19 protein-coding genes are annotated in these 19,640 nt (G+C 45.8%); 6 read left to right on the top strand and 13 right to left on the bottom strand.

Features of this window, described 5'->3' with window-relative positions; genetic code table 11:
* Window positions 1–76: 76 nt before the first annotated feature.
* Window positions 77–334, top strand: a complete 258-nt coding sequence (locus H0R92_RS06585; RefSeq protein ID WP_428770174.1) for a type II toxin-antitoxin system prevent-host-death family antitoxin — start codon at window positions 77–79, stop codon at window positions 332–334.
* The gene (locus tag H0R92_RS06580) at window positions 327–593 is read left to right on the top strand and encodes a type II toxin-antitoxin system RelE/ParE family toxin (protein WP_428770175.1); all 267 of its coding nucleotides are present in this window, start codon (window positions 327–329) and stop codon (window positions 591–593) included. The genes H0R92_RS06585 and H0R92_RS06580 overlap by 8 nt, the downstream gene beginning before the upstream one ends.
* Before the next feature lie 6 nt (window positions 594–599).
* Here H0R92_RS06580 and H0R92_RS06575 read toward each other — a convergent pair whose 3' ends face one another.
* The gene (locus H0R92_RS06575) at window positions 600–1,436 is read right to left on the bottom strand and encodes a hypothetical protein (protein WP_432962367.1); all 837 of its coding nucleotides are present in this window, start codon (window positions 1,434–1,436) and stop codon (window positions 600–602) included.
* 42 nt (window positions 1,437–1,478) lie between these two features.
* The gene (locus tag H0R92_RS06570) at window positions 1,479–2,204 is read right to left on the bottom strand and encodes an SIMPL domain-containing protein (protein WP_432962365.1); all 726 of its coding nucleotides are present in this window, start codon (window positions 2,202–2,204) and stop codon (window positions 1,479–1,481) included.
* A 141-nt stretch (window positions 2,205–2,345) separates the two neighbouring features.
* On the opposite strand from H0R92_RS06570, the gene H0R92_RS06565 reads away from it, so the two are divergent.
* From H0R92_RS06565 to H0R92_RS06555, 3 genes are read left to right on the top strand one after another with little or no spacing between them, the layout of a single operon-like run.
* A complete protein-coding gene (locus H0R92_RS06565) occupies window positions 2,346–3,224 on the top strand; it encodes a sulfide/dihydroorotate dehydrogenase-like FAD/NAD-binding protein (protein ID WP_432962363.1) in 879 nt (292 codons plus the stop codon).
* Window positions 3,224–4,720: an NADPH-dependent glutamate synthase gene (gene gltA / locus H0R92_RS06560; RefSeq protein WP_432962361.1), complete on the top strand. Its 1,497-nt coding sequence runs from the start codon at window positions 3,224–3,226 to the stop codon at window positions 4,718–4,720. Before H0R92_RS06565 ends, gltA begins: the two co-directional genes overlap by 1 nt.
* A complete protein-coding gene (locus tag H0R92_RS06555; RefSeq protein ID WP_432962359.1) occupies window positions 4,720–5,823 on the top strand; it encodes an NAD-dependent epimerase/dehydratase family protein in 1,104 nt (367 codons plus the stop codon). Before gltA ends, H0R92_RS06555 begins: the two co-directional genes overlap by 1 nt.
* Window positions 5,824–5,897: 74 nt before the next feature.
* Here the strand turns inward: H0R92_RS06555 and H0R92_RS06550 are convergent, their stop codons facing one another.
* From H0R92_RS06550 to pepF, 6 genes are all read right to left on the bottom strand, one after another.
* Window positions 5,898–7,148, bottom strand: a complete 1,251-nt coding sequence (locus H0R92_RS06550) for a hypothetical protein (protein ID WP_432962357.1) — start codon at window positions 7,146–7,148, stop codon at window positions 5,898–5,900.
* Between the two features lie 136 nt (window positions 7,149–7,284).
* A complete protein-coding gene (locus H0R92_RS06545; RefSeq protein WP_432962355.1) occupies window positions 7,285–9,036 on the bottom strand; it encodes an AMP-dependent synthetase/ligase in 1,752 nt (583 codons plus the stop codon).
* A gap of 97 nt (window positions 9,037–9,133) precedes the next feature.
* A complete protein-coding gene (locus H0R92_RS06540; RefSeq protein ID WP_432962353.1) occupies window positions 9,134–9,799 on the bottom strand; it encodes a rhomboid family intramembrane serine protease in 666 nt (221 codons plus the stop codon).
* Between the two features lie 3 nt (window positions 9,800–9,802).
* Window positions 9,803–10,573: an exodeoxyribonuclease III gene (locus H0R92_RS06535; protein WP_432962351.1), complete on the bottom strand. Its 771-nt coding sequence runs from the start codon at window positions 10,571–10,573 to the stop codon at window positions 9,803–9,805.
* A gap of 2 nt (window positions 10,574–10,575) precedes the next feature.
* A complete protein-coding gene (locus tag H0R92_RS06530; RefSeq protein WP_432962349.1) occupies window positions 10,576–11,484 on the bottom strand; it encodes an adenosine deaminase in 909 nt (302 codons plus the stop codon).
* Window positions 11,485–11,555: 71 nt separating this feature from the next.
* Complete coding sequence (gene pepF / locus H0R92_RS06525) at window positions 11,556–13,364, bottom strand: oligoendopeptidase F (RefSeq protein ID WP_432962347.1); 1,809 nt, start codon at window positions 13,362–13,364, stop codon at window positions 11,556–11,558.
* Window positions 13,365–13,417: 53 nt separating this feature from the next.
* Here pepF and H0R92_RS06520 point away from each other — a divergent pair, with 53 nt between their 5' ends.
* On the top strand, window positions 13,418–15,634 hold the full coding sequence (locus H0R92_RS06520) for an MFS transporter (RefSeq protein ID WP_432962346.1): 2,217 nt from the start codon (window positions 13,418–13,420) through the stop codon (window positions 15,632–15,634).
* Window positions 15,635–15,842: 208 nt separating this feature from the next.
* Here H0R92_RS06520 and ilvE read toward each other — a convergent pair whose 3' ends face one another.
* The 5 genes from ilvE to H0R92_RS06495 form a co-directional block, all read right to left on the bottom strand.
* Entirely contained in the window at window positions 15,843–16,931 is a 1,089-nt protein-coding gene (ilvE, locus tag H0R92_RS06515; protein ID WP_432962344.1) for a branched-chain-amino-acid transaminase, read from the bottom strand.
* 75 nt (window positions 16,932–17,006) lie between these two features.
* Window positions 17,007–17,573, bottom strand: a complete 567-nt coding sequence (locus H0R92_RS06510; protein WP_432962342.1) for a hypothetical protein — start codon at window positions 17,571–17,573, stop codon at window positions 17,007–17,009.
* Window positions 17,570–18,358 carry a hypothetical protein gene (locus H0R92_RS06505; RefSeq protein ID WP_432962340.1) on the bottom strand — a complete coding sequence of 263 codons (789 nt, stop codon included), beginning with the start codon at window positions 18,356–18,358 and terminating at the stop codon, window positions 17,570–17,572. The genes H0R92_RS06510 and H0R92_RS06505 overlap by 4 nt, the downstream gene beginning before the upstream one ends.
* Before the next feature lie 27 nt (window positions 18,359–18,385).
* The gene (locus H0R92_RS06500; RefSeq protein ID WP_432962338.1) at window positions 18,386–19,087 is read right to left on the bottom strand and encodes an ABC transporter ATP-binding protein; all 702 of its coding nucleotides are present in this window, start codon (window positions 19,085–19,087) and stop codon (window positions 18,386–18,388) included.
* Window positions 19,087–19,482: a GntR family transcriptional regulator gene (locus H0R92_RS06495; protein ID WP_432962336.1), complete on the bottom strand. Its 396-nt coding sequence runs from the start codon at window positions 19,480–19,482 to the stop codon at window positions 19,087–19,089. The genes H0R92_RS06500 and H0R92_RS06495 overlap by 1 nt, the downstream gene beginning before the upstream one ends.
* Window positions 19,483–19,640 lie beyond the last annotated feature (158 nt).

Raw genomic sequence — 19,640 nt, 5'->3', positions numbered from 1 at the left:
CCTTTGCCGGCCTGCTAAGAAAATCGCTTGCTGAATAGTACGATTTATAGTATTATTTATAAAAGAGGACATTGTAATGGATATGACAATTACGGCAAACGATTTAAAAGTTCGGGGAGTAAATCTTATCGACTCGGTTGTTGAAAAAAATCACAATGCAATTATTACCGTTCACGGAAAAGAAAAATATGTTGTTTTAAAAATTGACGATTATAACCGTATGCGGGAATTGGAACTTGAAGCCGCCATTCGGGAATCAAAGGCCGACCTTGCAGCAGGCAGGTTTTATACGGATGGAGTGGAAGCTCATATTGAAAGAGTAACGAATGTATAAATTGATTTTTACCGAGTCCTATGAAAAAAGAGCGCGAGCCTTTTTAAAAAAACACGGTAATTTAAAAAATCAATATGAAAAAACGCTTCAGCTTTTGGAATTAAACCCCTATCATCCGTCATTGCGCCTTCATAAATTTTCGGAATTATTTTCCGTGTCGATTAATATGCAGTACAGAATAGCGATTGATTTTCAAATCAATGAAAAAGAAATTATCCCTATCGATGTCGGAAGTCATAAAACAATTTATAAGAGCTGACTTCTTCTACCAGCCTAAAATATCTTTGCGGTGGGCACGGCCGACGTGTTCGATGTTTTCGGCAAGCGAAAGAGAACTGTCCGACCTTTCTTTTAAATCGATTAAAAAGCGGTTCATCGAAAAATGCTGATAGACAAACACCTGCGACGCACAGCCGGATTTTCTCTCGGACGGTGCAGATACTGAAATCGGCGCAGGTGCAGCCCGTGCGGAACATTCGGCATAGGCCGCATTTAAAGCATCGCGGTACACCGAAAAAAGGCCGCGCTCGCGAAGTTCGGCATAACCGATAAGCCAAAGCTTGCAGGGGTTTCCCGTATCATCGGCCTCGTACAATGCGCGGTGCAGGCGGACGGTTGCGCGGGCAAGCCGGATTTGGCTTTCCTCTATAATTTCGGCAAAAAGGGGATTGCCTTCTTTGATGATGAGTGCAAGCTCCTTTGTTTTTGCCGTATGAAGGGGCGTTTTATTCAATATGAGTACGTTTTTGCGAAAATCGATGTTCAGCTCCGGATTTTTACGGAAAAACCCGTCGGCGATTTTCCCCGATTGGCCGACCAGATAGCGGCGGTTACGCGCAAGCTGCTCGTCTTTTCCGGGATTGTCGCCGATTAAAATAATGCGTATATCGTCCGTCTTTTGAATGTCGTCGAGCGCGCTGTTATACACGAGAGGCGTGTCCAAAGAATAGAGCGGAACGCCGTCCCTGTCCGCCGCCCTTTTTTGAAGGCTTTGCAGTTGGTCAAGGAGTCCCGCCTCTTCGATTTGAGCCTGCCACGCGCTCACTTGTGATTTAAAATCGGTTTTAAATTCCTGCAAAGCGCGCCATTGTGCGTCGTTCATAGTATGTGCAAATTGAACCTTATTCAGCTTTCCGCACGCGGATTACTTAAATTCAAACACAACCTTGACGGTAACCGACACTTCCGTTTCGCCGGGTGTAATCGGGGTCGAAACGGCGCTTGCCTTCATAGCTCTTTCTTCAAGGGCATAATCGGCCGAATTGCGGTAAGCCGAATGATTTTGGTATTCTTCGATAAAAAGCGCTTTGCCGAGTTTTTTACCTGATGCCTTGCTTAAGGTTTCGGCCGCATTTTGTGCGTGTAAAAAAGCCTGCTTACGCGCTTGTTCGTATGCCGTCGATGTGTCATTCGCATAAAACGAAATATCCGAAAGCTCGTTTGCTCCGGCCTGTAAAGCCGCATCGATGATTTTTCCCGTCTGCGCAATGTCGCGCACGGTAACGGTCAGGTTATTGCTTACGCGGTAACCGCGAAATTCGTTTGTACCCGTGTTTGAATTATAGCGCGATTGACGGTACACGCTGTAGTCGCGTGTCGCCGTATCTTCTGCGGCGATTCCCGCTTTTTGAACGGCCTTTATAACGGCGTCCATAAGTTCGGCGTTTTTTAAAGCGGCTTGGGCGGCTTCGTTGTCTTCGGTAACCACGGCAAGGCGTATGCGCGCCGTATCCGGCTTAATGCTTACAATACCCGTTCCCGTAACCTGTACACCCGTGTTTTCAGGTTTTGACGCGGCAAAAAGCATAGTACCCGCAAGCACAAATGCAAGGCTCATTGCACTGATTTTTAACAGTCCGTATTTTTTCATATAACCTCCGATACAGTATAAACACTTGAGCATACAAAAGGCTACAGGGATTTTATATCTCTTGTCCTATGCTATTTCCTCTTAAGCGAAAATTGTGTATAATCCTCATAAAGAAAATATGTTTTATAAGGAAAACGCACAATGTATAAAATTATTGAAAAACGGCAGCTTTCCGCCGATGTGTTTTACGCAAAGGTAACGGCTCCCGATATTGCAAAAAACCGCAAAGCGGGACAATTCGTACTCGTTCAGCTCGACACCGATTTTGCCGAACGTGTTCCCCTTACGATAGCGGATGCCGATCCGCAAAAAGGATGGATTGTCCTTGTGTTTCAAGCCGTCGGCGCCACAACAATAAAGATGTCGCGTTTAAATGAGGGCGACGAACTCGGCGCTATATTAGGCCCCTTGGGAAACCCCACGCATATAGAAAAAAAAGGCCGCATTGTATGTGTCGGCGGCGGTATCGGTGTTGCGCCGCTGCACCCGATTGTACAAGCGCATAAGGCCGCCGGAAACCATGTTACCGTTATTATGGGCGCGCGCACAAAAGAATTGATTATTTTTGAAAAAGAAATGCGCGAGCTTGCCGATGAAATTTATATTATGACCGACGACGGAAGTGCCGGCACCAAAGGATTGGTAACCGAGCCTTTGAAAATGCTTTGCGCTCAAAATCCGAAGCCCGATGAAGTGGTTGCAATAGGCCCGCCGATTATGATGAAGTTTTGTTCTTTTACGGCAAAGGAATTCGATGTACCGATTACCGTTTCTCTTAATACGATTATGATTGACGGAACGGGCATGTGCGGCGGCTGCCGTGTAAATATCGGCGGTAAAACGAAATTTGTCTGTGTAGACGGCCCCGAATTCGACGGTCACTTGGTCGATTGGGATAATATGATGCTTCGTATGAGGGCTTTTAAGCCGAGAGAAACGGAGCAAGCCCACGCATGCCGTATGGAAGCGGCCGCCGATGCAAAGGCGGCGCAAACAGCTGCCGGCAAAGGAGCAAAATAATGAGTACTTATATAGATGCCGAAACGCTTAAAATTCAAGCGGAACAAGAATATACGGCTTTACAGAAAAAAATGAAAAATGCGCCTCTTACGGCAAAAGACCGCACCGCCATCCCCTTACAGGAAATGCCCTGCGGAGAACCGAAAAAGCGCGCGCGCGAAATGAGCGAAGTCGCCCTTGGCTATACGAGAGAACAGGCGATTGTCGAAGCAAACCGCTGTTTGCAGTGTAAAAATGCACCCTGCGTTAGCGGCTGTCCCGTTGCCGTTCCGATTCCGCAATTTTTAGCGGAAACCGCACAGGGCGAATTTAAAAAAGCGGTGGATATTATAAAAACGACCAACCTTTTACCTGCAATTTGCGGCCGCGTATGTCCGCAGGAAAAACAGTGTCAAAGTTTTTGTACGGTCGGTAAAATGTACAAAGATGCGGAAAAAGCCGTTGCTATCGGCCGCCTTGAACGTTTTGTCGCCGACTACGAACGTGAAAACAATTTGCAAAACATTCCCGAAATTGCAGCGGAAACGGGCAAAAAGGTTGCCGTTATCGGTTCCGGTCCCGCAGGCTTAACCGTTGCCGCCGACGTGCGCCGCGCAGGGCATGCCGTTACCGTATTTGAAGCCTTCCACAAAGAAGGCGGCGTTATGGTGTACGGAATCCCCGAATTTCGTCTGCCTAAAGCGATTGTCGCCGCCGAAGTCGCTATGCTTAAAAAAATGGGCGTCGAATTCCGCACAAACTTTTTAGTCGGCAGAACGGGAACCCTGCCCCAGCTTTTGGAAGAACAGGGTTTTGATGCCGCCTTTATCGGAACGGGTGCGGGCTTACCCAAGTTTATGAATATTGAAGGCGAAAACCTTATCGGCGTGTTTAGCGCAAACGAATACTTAACCCGCGCTAATCTTATGAAAGCCTACGATACGGCTCATGCGGCAACCCCCCTCTATGAAGCAAAACGCGTATGCGTTGCAGGCGGCGGAAACGTTGCAATGGATGCTGCGCGCATGGCCCTGCGCTTGGGCGCCGAAAGCGTTACTATCGTATACCGGCGTACCCGAAACGAAATGCCCGCGCGGCGCGAAGAAATTGCCCATGCCGAAGAAGAAGGCGTTGTTTTTCGATTTTTGGAAAATCCCGTCAAAGTGTTGGGCGACGAAGAAGGCCGTGTATGTGCCCTGCGTTTGCTTTCTTACGAATTGGGGGAACCGGACGCTTCGGGAAGAAGGCGCCCCGTTGCAATAGAGGGAAGCGAACACGACATTCCCTGCGATGCCCTCATTGTCGCTTTGGGTAACGGCTCAAACCCCCTTATGGAAAAAACCACGCCCGGCCTTGAAGCCGATGAAAAGGGGCACATAAAAACCGACGAAGAAGGAAGAACCTCTTATCCTGCCGTATGGGCGGGCGGCGACATTGTTTTGGGCGCTGCAACCGTTATCCTCGCTATGGGTGAAGGAAGAAAAGCCGCCGCAAGCATAAACAGGTATTTGGCATAATGAAAATACTTATCATAGGCGGAAGCGGTACTATCAGTACCGCGGTTACCGCACGTGCCGTTTTAACGTTAAACGCAGAGGTTTTTGTTTTAAACAGAGGAAATCGCAATGATGAGTTAAACCGCGCATGCGAAAAAGAAGCGGCACGTTTGGGCTGTGCGGTAAAAACACCCGTATATCTAACAGGCGATTGTAAAAACGAAACGGAATTATCGCGCCTTATTTCATCGGTGTCGGACACACAAGAGCGTTTTGACGCGGTTGCCGATTTTATTGCGTTTACAAAAGAAGACGTTGAACGGGATGTGCGTATATTTACCGGAAAAACCCGTCAATACGTTTTTATCAGTTCCGCATCCGCGTATCACAAACCCCTGTGCGATTACCGCATAACCGAAGGCACCGCTTTGGCAAACCCCTTTTGGCAGTATTCACGCAATAAAATCGAATGTGAAGATTTTTTAATGAATGCATACCGCACTCAAGGCTTCCCCGTTACAATAGTCCGCCCCTCTCATACCTACGGTGAACGCTCGGTGCCGCTCGGCTTACACGGTGCGAACGGGAGCTGGCAGGTTGTCCGCCGCATGATTGAAGGAAAACCGGTTATCATACACGGCGACGGAACATCTTTATGGACAATGACCCATAACAGAGATTTTGCTCGCGCCTTTTGCGGCTTATTATGCAATGCAAATGCTGTGGGCGAAGCGGTGAATATTACAAGCGACGAAAGCTTAACGTGGAATCAAATATACGGCTGTGTTGCCGCTGCCGTAAACGTTCCTTTAAAGGCCGTTCATATATCTTCGGAATTTTTAGCCGCCGCGGCAAAGCTTCCCGTTTCGGGAGCGCCCGTTTACGATTTTGAAGGAACCCTTATCGGGGATAAATCGAACACGGTTGTATTCGACAATACAAAATTAAAGCGCTTGGTAAACGGTTTTTATTCTCACATACGCTTTGAAGACGGCGTGCGTGAAACCGTCCGCCATATTTTAGAGCATCCCGAATTGCAGCGCCTCGATCCTGATTTCGACGCTTGGTGCGATAAAATTATCGGCGCCCGCGAAAACGCTCTGGCCTTTTTAAAAAAGAGTTGATAGTGCATCCTGCCGCTCGGCACTCACATATGCCGCTTTATCGCTTTAATTACAAGGTTTTGATTGAAGCGGCTTTATTGTTCGTCCGAAATGCGTTTGATTTCTTTACGTAAAGCTTGGGCGAATGTTTTCCGTTCCCCGTCCGAACTAAGGGCGGCTTGCGCAACATCGGGTATTATGCCGTCGGAAGCGCATATATACTCAAGGGCAGTCTCCGCCGGAAAAGAAATTTGCGCCCTTGAATTTACCGGAACCGATATACTATGCTGTGCCAACTTGGTTTGAGCCGGAGCCGACACCGTTTCCCGTATGAGCGCCCGTACCGAATCCAATTTATTGCGCGCCTGTACTGCGCTTTGCAGCGCCGCTTTGGGAACCGAAAATTGTAAGGCGGCGACAGTTTGGGAAACTAAAAAACGTTTATGTGAAAATTTTCCCGAAGGCATATACCAGAGTGTATATTTGTCGGCGGCTTTTTCGTCTAATGAACGGTAAAAAGCATGGGGAGCAAAAACGATAAGGGGCGCATCTTTTTTCATAGCGTCGGCAGCCTCTTCCCTGCCTAATTCAAGCCAACGTGCCGGTAAAAATCCTTTTTTTTGCCACTTTGCCAAAAGTTCCAATATATTCCAAATCGGTTCCGCGGCAAAAAATGAAGAAAAATCATTATCTTTTTGTGCTGCAAGAAGGGATGCGGCGTCTTCCAGATTTTCCACTCCCTCGGCAGCTTCAAGCAGCGATGAAAAAAACATAATCAAATGATCGTCATCTGCCCCTGCGCACAAAAAAGGCGCAGGATATACCGGCTGTCCGGATTTTTCCGCACGTGTAATGCTTTTTACCGCAATGTCTTCAAGCTGCATAAGGGACAACGGCTCGGAACGGTCTAAGGATTCAAGGCCGTTTTTGCTGCATAAAAGTTGAAACGGATTCATTAAAACGGGTGTTCCGATTAAACGCCGTTGTGTTTGTATTGAAATGCGTATGGGGGCAGGAAGCATTTGCAGGGCTGCGGTTTCTGCATTGCGGACAAAGGATTTCATCGAATCCATATTAAAACCGTCATACACAAAAAGCAAATCGTATTGAGAGGAATTCGAAATATGGGCATTCAGGGGTTTTGAAGAATCCAATATCCGTGCAACCCAATTCACATTTTTGTCGTCAAGCCATGAAGAAAGTACGGTTACTTCGGATTGCGGCAGTCCGTAAAAAGCAACCCGTATCGTATTCGTTTTTAAACTGAAGTGTCTATAAACTGCTGCCAAAACCGCGCAAAGAGCAAAAATACAGATAAAGAGTATTATGTTTTTCAGCTTTTTCATGGCAACAGTATAACACGGAAACGGTTATTTGCACATATTTTATTGGAATTCTATGCAAAAAAACCGGCGCACCCTTCCAAAGAGGGCGCGCCGGCTGATTAAGACAGTTGTTCCGAACCCGAAGTTTTCGGACAGCCTATTTATTATATTTGCGCTTTACTTTGCGGGTTGTCGTCATTTCAAGCGGCTCGTCCAAAACGGTTATTTTGGAAATACGTGCATAAGTTGCAAGAGTTTTATTTACCTTGTCGATAATATCCTTTACCGCATCGTATACGGGGTCAACGGCTTCGTTCGAGCCGCGGATAAGGTTCAGCCTTTTGAACAAATCGTCGGAAGGATAGACGAGCGCTTCGATACCTTCGGATTTCATTGCGGCGTCTTGCAAATAACCCTGAATCGTAATTTGTTCGATATCGGTATACAGCTGGAAGGCGTTTTCGATTTCTTCGGGAAATACGTTTTTGCCGCCTTCTGTTACAATAAGGTTTTTCGCGCGGCCGGCAAGATAGAGGTAGTTTTCCGAGTCGAGTTTACCCAAGTCGCCCGTTTTAAACCAGCCGGGCCCGCAGGGGTCTTTATCGGTGGTAAATACTTCTGCCGTTTCTTTTTCCATTTTATAGTAACCCTGCATAATCATCGGACCTTTAACGATAACTTCTCCTATGCCGTTTTCGTCCGGTTCGAGGATTTGCATTTCCATATGCGGATGGAAAAAGCGGCCGACGCTTTCGATTTTAAAATGCTCTTTGGGGTTCAATGCGATAATCGGGGAAGTTTCGGTCAGTCCGTAGCCTTGAATAAAGTCTATGCCGAGTTCCTGATACATACGGAACACGCTTGCGGCAAGGGGGCCGCCTCCTGAAATGGCGATACGGATGGTGCTGATGCTCGCTTTTTCCAAGAGGGTTTTGAACATCTTTTTACCCGGATTGACGCCGGTGAGCTTTTTAATCATATAGGAAATGCCCATAAGGGTACGGATAAGGCCGTATACGACAGGCCCCTTTTCTTTAACGCCCTTAAGAATTCCTGCAAGCAGTTTGTTGAACAAAAGGGGAACGCCCAAAAGCATAGTGATTTTGCCTTCGCGCAATTCTCGGAGCATGCGGGTAACGGCCATGCTTTTTGCAAAAACCAATTCCGCACCGACCGACAAAGACTCGATAAAAACCGCCTGCATTGTGTATGAGTGGTGGATCGGTAAAAGGGCGTAAAAAACGTCGGTTTCGAAAATTTCCAAATTGGTTTGGGCAATATAACAGTCGGAAACGAGGTTTTTATGCGACAGCATAACACCCTTGGGATTTCCCGTAGTGCCGGAGGTAAATAAAATCGCGGCCGTATCGTTTTCTTCGGCAGGCGTTATTTTTGCCGCTTTATCGGTTTTTAAACCGTACACATAAGTATCTTTAAATTTGGGAGAAAGCGAATACACGGCGGGCTTTGCCTTTCCCTTTGAACTGAAATATTCATAGCGCTCTTCATCGACAAAGAATATTTTAGGCTCGGATGCTTTTAAAAGATTTTCGATTTCATTTTCGTGCAGGGCATAATCTATCGGAACGATAAGGGCTCCGGCAAAAAGGGCGGCAAAATAAACGGTCGCCCATTCGGGGGAGTTTTTCCCCGATACGGCGACACGGTCGCCCTTTTTAACGCCCTCGGCGGCAAGCCATGCGGACAATCGTTCGATATTCGCAAGCACTTGATTGTAATTCAGCGTATGCTTTTCGCTTTCAAAAACGGTAAAACAGGGGCGCTCTCCGAAACGCTTTGCGGTGATGCGGAACATCTCCGGCAGCGTAGGCCATTCCCCGTTAAAATCCGTTCCCCGGTAGTTGTCTAAAAACGCCCAGGGTTTACGGTCGATTACGGCTTTACTCATATAGGTATCCTCTTACAAAATCATTCTTACCCTTATTATACACGCTTTTTGAGTTTTTGTCATTATTGATGTGAGAAAAATAAAAAAAAGATGAGCGTTATTTTTTTGCGGCAGTGCCGGCTCTGCGGGAAGAGGGAGCGGGGGAGGCGGCAAAGGCAAACAAACTGCCGCCCAAGCCGCCTAAAAGGTGAGCAAGTGCTGCGATTAAAGCGGTATTGCCGCCGAGCGTGGCAGCCGGACTGCCGTTCGAAGCGGCGGATGTACCGAACAGGGGAAAGAGTTTGCCGAACAGATACAGGGCAAAAAGCAAAATATTCGTAAACAGGATGCCTTCTTTTTTTGCATAGGCAAACACATAAAGGATAATCAGTAAAAAAACAATACCGTCGCTGCCGTATAGAGGCGCGGCCGCAAATACTGCATTGCATACGCCTGAAACAAAGGCCGCCGCTCCCATCATAAGGGAGAGAACAGCCGCTCCGTAGCGTTCTTCCAACTGAGGGCCTAAAAGCAAAATCAGGGCGGCGTTCGCTCCGAAGCTCAGCGCATCTTTGTGACCGAAAATGTGGATAAAAAGACGGATGTAATCGAAGGGGGCGGCCGGATTAAAGGCGGACGGGCTTCCCTGCCGTGCCGGTGTGGAAAAAAAAGCGCTTATAAGGGCGTCTCCCGTAAAGCGGGAAAATACCAAAATAATCGTACAGGCAAGGACAAAACAGCCTGAAAGCGGAGAAGTATATACAATGCGTATTTTTTTTGTCATAACTTATAAAGACTGAGCCAGTTCCATCACGACCGGACAGTGGTCGGAACCTAAAACCGTATCGAGAATTTCGGCCGATTTTACCTTGGGCAAAAAAGCTTCGTTTACGCACTGATAATCGATACGCCAGCCGATGTTTTTTTCGCGCGATTTAAATCGGTACGACCACCATGTATAGCGGCCGCCGTCGCTGCAAAAATGCCGGAAGGTATCGACATATCCGTTTGCGGTAAACATGTCCATCCATGCCCGCTCTTCGGGAAGGTAGCCGGGATTTTTTTCGTTGCTTTTGGGGTTTGCCAAATCAATCGGCTTATGGGCAATGTTGTAGTCGCCGCATAAGACAATATTATAGCCTTCCGATACGAGTTTATTGCACATTTCAAACATTGCGGCGCAATAATCGAGCTTATAGGGAAGCCGCGCTCCGGCGTCCTGACTGTTCGGAAAATACGCGCTTATAACAACGGTTTTGCCGAAAAAAGCGGCAAGGGTGCGTCCTTCATCGTCGAATTCGGGAACTCCCATAAAGCGCACTTCATCGGGCGTTTTTTTTGTATAGATTGCCGTTCCCGAATAACCCGCCCGTACCGCGGACGACCAATAAGCCTTATATCCCTGCGGAAGGCACAGTTCTTCGGACAGCTGTTCGGGCTTTGCCTTTGTTTCCTGAATGCACAGCACATCCGGACTTACTGAATACAGCCACGGTAAAAAATTCTTTTTTTCAACGGCGCGTATACCGTTTACGTTCCATGAAATAATTTTAGACATGATTATTTTTCTACACTTTTGTCGAGGATATTAAATACCTGCTCTTTCGTCAATACGCCCGCTTCAACCAAATCGACGCACTGTTCGCTTATGCTTTTATTGAAGAACAAAAGGTCGTCGGTTGCAATCGTTACGTTTACCCCGTTTTCGTAGAGAATCTTTATAGGATGCGCTTCCAAAGAAGGAACGGCCGAAAGCATAACATTGCTTGCAGGACATACGTGCAGGCGGATATTTTTGTCGCACAGGAACTTCATAACGCTTTTATCGGTTGCCGCTCCGATTCCGTGCTGAACTTCATCCAAGTCGAAAATCTGTACAAAACGTTTTACCGACTTCGCATCCGAAAATTCTCCGACATGGGCTTTTTTCTTTATACCGAGTTTTTCCGCCAACTTATATAAGGGCTTAAATTCTTCTATACCGTCCTCGACTTCAGGGCCGTACAAATCGATGCTTTTAAAAACGCCGCTGTGCATACATTCGGGTGCCCACCGTTTAACAAGTGCAGCGTCAAAGGTTTTACCCATACCCAGTTCGGGACGAAACTCTATCTTGGTTTTGAATTTTTCTTCAACCCGGCGTATCATATCCAAAAACCGCGTTACGTTTTCTCCGCAATGGTGAATAAACCCGATATCGATACTGCCTTCCAAAATTGTTACACCGTCGGCAACTGCATCCTGAATGGATAAGGTCAATAAGTCCTGCACGTCTTTTTCGGTTATACAGCGCGGACGGGTATATTCTGAAATAACGGTGTGCATGTCATTTAAACCGTTAAATTTACGCGGAAAGTCGGGTATATAAAATCCTGCCCACGGAATATACGAGGCATACCGCATTCCTAAATTGAGATGATTATGTGCATCCATCTTCGGGCGACTTTTGAATTCTGCTACAGAAGTCATGAATATTTCTCCATCACGGATATTTTTTCACTTTCTTATAACACTATCATCGGTAAAAAAGGCCGGTTTCATTACTGTTTTATAAGATTTTCTTCTATTTCGTCAAGAAGTTTTGAAAAAATACCTACAGCGGTTTCTATGGGGGCGGTTTTTTCCATATCCACACCCGCTGCTCGCAGGCTTTCTACAGGATACAAGCTTCCGCCGGATTTTAAAAACGTAAAATAGTCGTTACGCTCGCTTATCCCGCCCTTTGTTACACGCTCTGCAAGGCTTAAAGCCGCGGAAATACCGGTTGCGTATTTATACACATAAAAGGCACTGTAAAAATGGGGAATACGCAGGCATTCAAGGTCGCTTTCGTTTTCAAACACCATTTCCGGGCCGAAATAGTCTTCAAGCAGCTTCCGGTATATCGAGCGGCATTGTGCGGCGTTTAAAGGCTTGCCTCCTTCAACCGCTTCATGTGTTATTAATTCAAATTCGGCAAACATGGTTTGACGGAAAAGGGTTGCTAAAATATCCGAAGCGCGGGTACATAAAAGATACAAGCGTTCTTCTTCTTTTTCCGTATGCGTAAGTAAATATTGGAATAAAAGCTGTTCGTTAAAGGTAGACGCGACTTCGGCTTCAAATATCGTATATGAATAATGCATAAAAGGATTATTGTGCGCAGCATACCATGAATGCATAGAGTGTCCGCCTTCGTGTGCAAGCGTAAATACATCTCGAATAACGTCCTCTTTATAATTCATCAATATGTACGGATAACCCGTATACGCACCCGATGAAAAGGCTCCGCTTCGTTTGCCCTTGTTTTCATAGCGGTCTGTCCATCCGCCTCTTAAGCCGCCGCACAAAATGTCGGTGTATTCGCTTCCGAGCGGAGAAAGAGCTTCGCGTAAAATATCTACAGCCTTATCGTAGCTTGTGATAAAGCGCACGTTTTTTGTAAGCGGCATGTAGACGTCGTAGTGGCGGAGCTCGGAAACGCCGAGGGCCTTTTTTAAGAGAGCATAGTAGCGGTGTAAAACGGGAAAATGAGAACGTACCGTTGCGATTAAATTACGGTAAACGGTTTCGCTTACCTTATCGGGGAAAAGGGCGCGTTCAAGAGAACTTTTATAACCGCGTGCGCGGGCTTTATAAATATCCTGATTAACGCTTCCTGCATAGAGGGCGGCGATTGTATGCTTATGGTTGTCGAAAGCGCTGTAAAATTGCATATAGGCATTTTTGCGGACATCTCTGTCTTCGTTCAGCATAAAAGCCGACCATGTGGTTTGACTTAAAGGACGCTCTCCTTCGGATGTTTGTATGCTTCCGAAGTTCATGTCAACGTTTGTAAGCATGGAAAAGGCTGTAGAAGGGGTTTGCAAGCTTTCGCTTTGGAGGGCAAAAAGCCGCTCTTCTTTTTCGCTTAAAATAAAATCTTTTAAACGCAAAAGTTTTTTTAACCATACAAGATAGGGTGTATATTCGCCGGAGCGAGGCCCCGCTTCCGTTTCTTCTTTTATGCGGCTTTCGGGTATTGCCTGTATTTCAGGAATTAAAAAGCTTATGCGTGCTTCGGCAGCACTTGCATTCATCATGTAGCGGCCCAACTTGTCTTGAGCGGCGCTGTCGCCTTCGTCTTGGGCAGTTAAAAGGGAGGCATAGACGCCGACTTTTTCGCTGATTTGTTCCATCTGCTCATACAGTTTGAGGCTGTCCAAAAGATTTTCCGCTACCCGGTCTTTAAAAATAAAGAGCTTTTCGGCAATAAGGGGTATTTGCTTTAAAGCATTTTCCCATTCTTCTTCCGTTTTAAATAATGCGGACAGATCCCACATGTCTTGGGGTTTTATTTCCGTACGTAAAGGTATATGTTGATGATTCATAATATCAAGTATAACAGATTGCAGTTTTTAATGCTACGTGCTAAAGTAAAACCATGTCTGTTTTATCAAAATACCAAATCAATACGGGCAGACGATTATACGGTTTGTTTTCCGCTTTAAACTCGGCTTCTTTTGCCCTCGTTACGGGGAACGTCCTTGTCGTATATGCCTTATACTTAAATGCGGGCAATGTCGCAATCGGTTTAATCAATGCTTTCGGTTCTCTATCTTTTTTTGCCATACCTTTGGGAAAACTTTTTGCACAAAAACGTCCTATTATAAGAATCTATGCCGATTCTTGGGTGCTCCGTAATTGTTCGTTGTTATTTATGGTTCCCATCCCCTTTTTGGCGAACATGGGCCTTCCCGAATGGGGATTGTTTTGCATTTTGATAAGTACTTTCGGCTTTAATTTTTTTAGAGGTATAGGTCTTGTAGCAAATAATCCTGTGTTAAGCGATTTGACGCCGGGAAAAGACAGGGGCAGTTTTTTAGTGTTTTTATCGGTTGTAAACAACGCTGCGGCCTTGATAACAATATTGCTGCTCGCAATAGCTTTGCATTTTGCGGACTCTCTCATTGTTTTAAGCGTGGCGGTTATTGTCGGTATTGTACTCGGCTTTATCGCCTCTTTTTTGTTGTATAAAATGCCTTCCAGCACACAGGGACCGACTGCTTCAAGCGGCAGTTTTTCAAAGAATTTTATTGGTGCAATCCATGACAGAAATTTTCGGCTTTTTATAGCAGCCTTTTCGGTTATAGGCTTAGGCGTCGGCATGGCCCGCCCCTTTATTGCGGTATACTGCCGTGAAGTATATATGCAGCCCGACAGCGTTATAACCTTTATTACTTTTTTTATGACACTCGGCGCTTTGTCTATGGGGCTTGTTTCCCGTGTCTTTATTGATAAAATCGGAGCAAAACCTATGTATTTGCTTTTTACCGCATTGTCATTGCTCAGTCTTGTTCCGGCTCTTATTTCACCGAATTTTACCGCATCCGCCGTTATTTTTTTGTTTTTAAGTGTGTTTGCCTTTAGCGCCAACCTGGGCTTTTCCGGACAGGAAAATGCGGGGCAAACATATTTTTTCGGTTTAATACCGCAAGAAGCGGTTATGGATATGGGGATAGTATACTTTTTGGTTATGGGAGCAACAGGGGCGTCCGGTTCTTTGTTGGGCGGTGTTTTGCTCGACGCTTTTAAAGACACCGGTTTGTCCGCTGCATGGGTCTATAGAATTTTTTTCGGTTTGCAAATTATCGTTATAGGAATTGCCCTTTGGATAGAAATCAATTTAAAATCTCTCGGCAGTTACAGCTTAAAAGAAGCGTTGCCCCTGTTTTTTTCTCCGCGCGATATACGCGGCTTGGGCATTTTGTATAAATTGGACCGCAGCACCCTTGAAAACGAACAAACGACACTGTTAAGCGAATTGCGCTTGTCGAATACGGCTGCAGCGGCTTCCCAATTTGCCGAGCACTTGCACTCTCCCAGCTATGCCGTAAGAATGCAAGCTTTGGCTGCAATGGAAAGTTTGCCTTCATTGAATAAAACGTTGGAAGAAATTTTAATCCGTGAAACGGAAACCGGTGTTTTTACTACCGCTTCAAAAGCTGCACGGATATTGGGATTATTTAAAGTAAAACGCAGCGTTTCCGTTTTAAAAAAGCAAATCAACAGCCCCGACTATCTTTTAAGCGGCGAATGTATGACCGCTCTTGCCCGAATAGGAGCAACAAAAGCTCAATTGGATATCGGGCATGCATTGGCTGCGACGGAAAATGCGCATATTCTTTTAAAAGGAATTCGTGCAATGGAATTGTATGCCGACCCTTCGTCCGTTTTTATTCTTTTAGATGTATTGCGTATGCAAACACAACGCCCTGAAGTGCAGCATGAAATTATGCTTGCCCTTGCCGCAATAATGGGTATAGGCAAAGCGTTTTATCCGGCTTATTCCCAATATATCGAAAATGCCGATGAAGCCGAAACTATTTTAACCGACTTGTTTGATGAAATTTCGGCACGGAAAAAACTCTCCCAAAACACTTTTCCGCCTCTTATCGGCGAATTCCTTAAAGACCCGTCAAAGGCCGATGACTTTTGTGCCAGCATGCATGTTTATACAAAGCAGCACGGCGGCTTGCTTTGTGCAAGCCTTGTGGGCTGCATTTCGGAAGCGGACTTTACATCCTGCGAAGCTTTTCGGTTTTTTTTGTGCTTTTGGGCATTAATGCTGTTCGGCAACAAAAAATTGATGGAAAAATAAAGGAAGGTTTAAAACGGGCGTCTAACATAGCACCGCCCGCTTTAATTTGAGTTTTGCCTTTTGAATTTAGTTTTTCTCGGCAAAACTCTCTTTATTTTATGTGCTTTCCGCTTGAAGCTGCGCTGCGGGGACATATACGTTACGAAAGCACAAATAAAACAGCTTCCGAAGTTGACACTTTGTTCAGCTGTTTTATTTTTAAAGAAGTTTATACAACCGTATAATTCCAGCCCCGTGCATCTTCTGCGGCTCCGTACTGAATGCCTTTTAAAAGCCGCTGCAGATGTGCCGACGTTTTGCCGATTTTCCCGCCGTTAAACACGGTTTCAACGCCCTTGTGAGTAATGCTTTCTATAGGCGTTATGCCGGCAGCGGTTCCGGTAACAAAACATTCGGCCGATTTTTCCGCCGCTTCTTCTATTGAAATAAGGCGTTCTTCGGTTTTTATGCCTTCGCCGCGCGCCAAATCGATAATACTCGCCCTCGTTATGCCGGGTAAAATCGTATCCTGCAAATCCGGAGTAACCAAAGTACCGTCTTTCAGCAAAAAGAAAATATTGCAGGACGAACCTTCCTGCACATAGCGCCGGTGTTCGCTGTCGAGAAAAACCGCTTCCATAAAACCTTTTTCTTCGGCTTCTTTTTTTGCAAGCGCCGAGATAACGTAGTTCGATGCGCACTTTATATAGCCGGTACCGTTGGGAGTTGCGCGTATGCGTTCGGTCGTTACGGCCTTTGTTCCCTTACCCGAAAAATATGCGGAAACGGTTGTGGCACAGATAAGGACATAGGGTTCTTTTGCGCACGCAACGCCGATAGCTCCCTCGCTTGTCATAAAGGGACGCATATATACGGCTTTTGCGCTTGCAAAAGCGTTTTCTTCCCATTGAGCTTCGTAGGGCGGAACATAGCCCAAATCGGCATTGCGCTTTATAAATTCGGCACATGCTTTTACATACATTTCTTTGGGAAATACGGGACACTTTAAGCCCTTGAGCGAATTTTCAAAACGGGCTCCGTTACGGTCGGGGCGGAAAATCGCAATGCCGCCGTTTTTTTGCGGAAACGCTTTCATTCCCTCAAAACAACCGTAACCGTACTGACTTGTATAACTTACGGCCGGGAGCGGCAGGGTATTGCGCGCGATTAAAATCTTTTCGCGTTCTTTTTCGTCCAGTTTTTGGAGTTCATCATACGGAACGCTGTCTTGCGTTATCCATTGTTCATCCCAACTTTCGGATGCGGCGCTGTAACGTGCAAGATACACAACCGGATACATTTCAAGAGCAAAAGCCATAACTTTTCTTAGAAGCGCGCGGCGCTATGTTGCCGCACGCTTCAATCCTCCTCTTAAATAACACTGTCTAAAATACTAACAGTTTGCCCCTTTCTGTGCAAGCCGTTTTTTTAACAAGTGCAGCGCCGCATTGCGTTCTCCCGTATTTTCAAACCCGACAAAGATTTCCCCCGATTTTTCGCTTGTAAACTTGAGAACGCGGTTTTCAGCCGTATCTTCGGTTCGGTCCGTGTTTTCGGCTTTGTCCGTATCTTCAAAACCGGCCTTGTGCATAGGCGGTGCAACCGAGATGATGTCTTTTATGCGGATTTTGCGGCTGTCGACGATAATAAGATGTTCGTATACCCCGGCTGTGCGCTTATAGAGGGTGTCGCGCACGGCAAGTTCTACGGCTAAAAGAGCGGTTGCATATAAAATCAGGGTAACTGCAAGTGTGAATTCGCGCCAATGTAAAACCGCAAGCATAATAAACGCCGCAACCGCTGCAAAAATATACAGCTTATTGCTGCGCCGTGTAAGGGGAAGCAATAGGGTGCCCGCTTGTTTTATAAGCAGCTTTGCCCGTACCGGATAAGACAACAAAAGAAAAAGGGCGCAGACATATGAAAATACTTCTATTGTATAGTGCAAATTTCGGTTCATATTTCTACCTTGCGCTCAAAAAGCAGGATTGTAATAAAAAAATACAAAGCCGAAAACACCAAAAAGCAGCCGGTAAAAAGCAGCAATAAAATATCCGGCACCGGCGCATCGCCGGAAACGGGCGGAATAATAAGATCCGATAACCGTTCCGCCGTTTTCAATGTGACGAATACCGCAATAAACGTAAAAAGAATCATCAAAAAAGAAGCTTTACGTGTCCGCATAAAGGAGCGGTATAAAACAACAACAAAATTTACAACCGTTTGCGCAAACACAAAAAAGGCAATCGCCGTAAAAAATACGCAGACCGTTACGTTTAGCTGTTCAATAAAAAGGAAATAATAAATCTTTCGTATCAGTTCTCCGTATGATTTGCTTGCCGCAGGATGTAAAATCCCGGCTAAGGGCATTGAAAAAGTTAAATAAAAGAAAACGGGAACGGCATAGATAAGAAATTCGGCAAGACCGATTATCATTTTTCCCGCAAACAAAACAACCGGCTTTTTAGGTAAGCTCAACAAAAGATAGCCCCTGTCGCTGAGTAAATCGTTACCGATATTGCCCGCTCCTTTTAAAAGGGGAAGAAAAAACACACAGCCGACGGTAAGCAATGCGCTTATCACAAGCAGTGCAATAAAAAGACCGTAAAAGGGAAGCTGCGATTCGCTGTCTGCTCCGACTGTACCGAGCGGCAAACCGATTGCGGCGAACACAAAGAGGGCCGCACTGACTAAAGCGATTGTATGTTTGCGCGCCTTCCATTCCTGACGTAATATACTTATCATATCATTCTCCTCATTAAAATCCTTACATCATAAATCCTGAAACGTTTTAATATACAGTTGATCTATCGATGCCCCGTGGGCGCTGCGAAGTTTTTCCGCTTCTCCGTAGAGGGCAATTTCACCTTCTTTTATAAAACACACATCATCGAACATCGTTTCGATATCGTGAATCAAGTGTGTACTTATAAGAACGGACGAATCCTCGCTGTAGTTTTTAATAATCGTCGAAACGATACGCTCGCGCGCAACAGGGTCGATACCTCCTAAAGGTTCATCCAATAAAAACAGTTTTGCTTTGCGCGAAAAGGTAAGAGTAAGGTTTAATTTTTCAATCATACCCTTCGACATTGCCGAAACTTTTTCGTCTGCACCGAGCTTCATAAAATCCAGCATATCGCGCGCTTTGTCGGGGGCGAAGTCGTCGAAATAATCCGCATAAAAAGAGCAGGCATCGGAGGCGGTCATCCAGAGGGGAAGCGTATTGCGGTCGGGTAAAAGAGCCGTCAATGCCTTTGTTTCGCTTCCGATATTCAATCCGCAAATTGAAATAGAACCCGAAGAAGGCTTTTGAAGCCCTGCGGCGATTTTCAGCAGGGTGGTTTTTCCGCTTCCGTTCGGTCCCATAAGGCCTAAAATGCGTCCCGCTTTTAATTCAAGATTTACATCGCGCAGCGCTTGTTTTTTGAAAAACCGTTTATTCAGGTTTTCGGTTTTTAAAATCGTTTCCATTATACATTCTCCTGTTTACATTCGGTTCGGTTTTCAATATGTTTTTGTACGAGAGCAATAATGTCGGCGGCGGAAAAACCGCATTCGTTCATGCCGCTCACAAAATCGCTTACAAGGTTATGCGATACCTCGTTCCGTACATTTTCTATAACCGCTTTGTTTTCGGTTATAAAAGTTCCCATACCCCGCCTTTTTTCGGCAATGCCTTCGCGTTCAAGTTCCGCATAAGAACGGATAACCGTATTCGGGTTTACCCGCATGTCTTCGGCCGTTTGCCTCACCGAAGGAAGCTGTTGGCCCGGTTTTAATTCTTCGGAAATAAGGCGCCGCTTGATTGTATCCATGATTTGAAGATAGATCGGCGCCGTGTCGTTGAATTGAGTCATATCATTCATTTTTCTCCCGCCTTAGTGTTATAGATGTATAATACACTAGACTAAAAAAAATGTCAAGAGAAAAGTTCGGAGACTTGGAAACATTCATAATGGGCTTCGGTAAGCTTTTTTTCAGGTAAGCGGGGGCGGAAAATCCGAGCCGGTCTGTAAAGAAAAAT

Source organism: Treponema sp. OMZ 840, from assembly GCF_050937815.1.
Taxonomy (GTDB): Bacteria; Spirochaetota; Spirochaetia; order Treponematales; family Treponemataceae; genus Treponema_C.
This window is presented reverse-complemented; position numbering and strand designations above follow the sequence as displayed.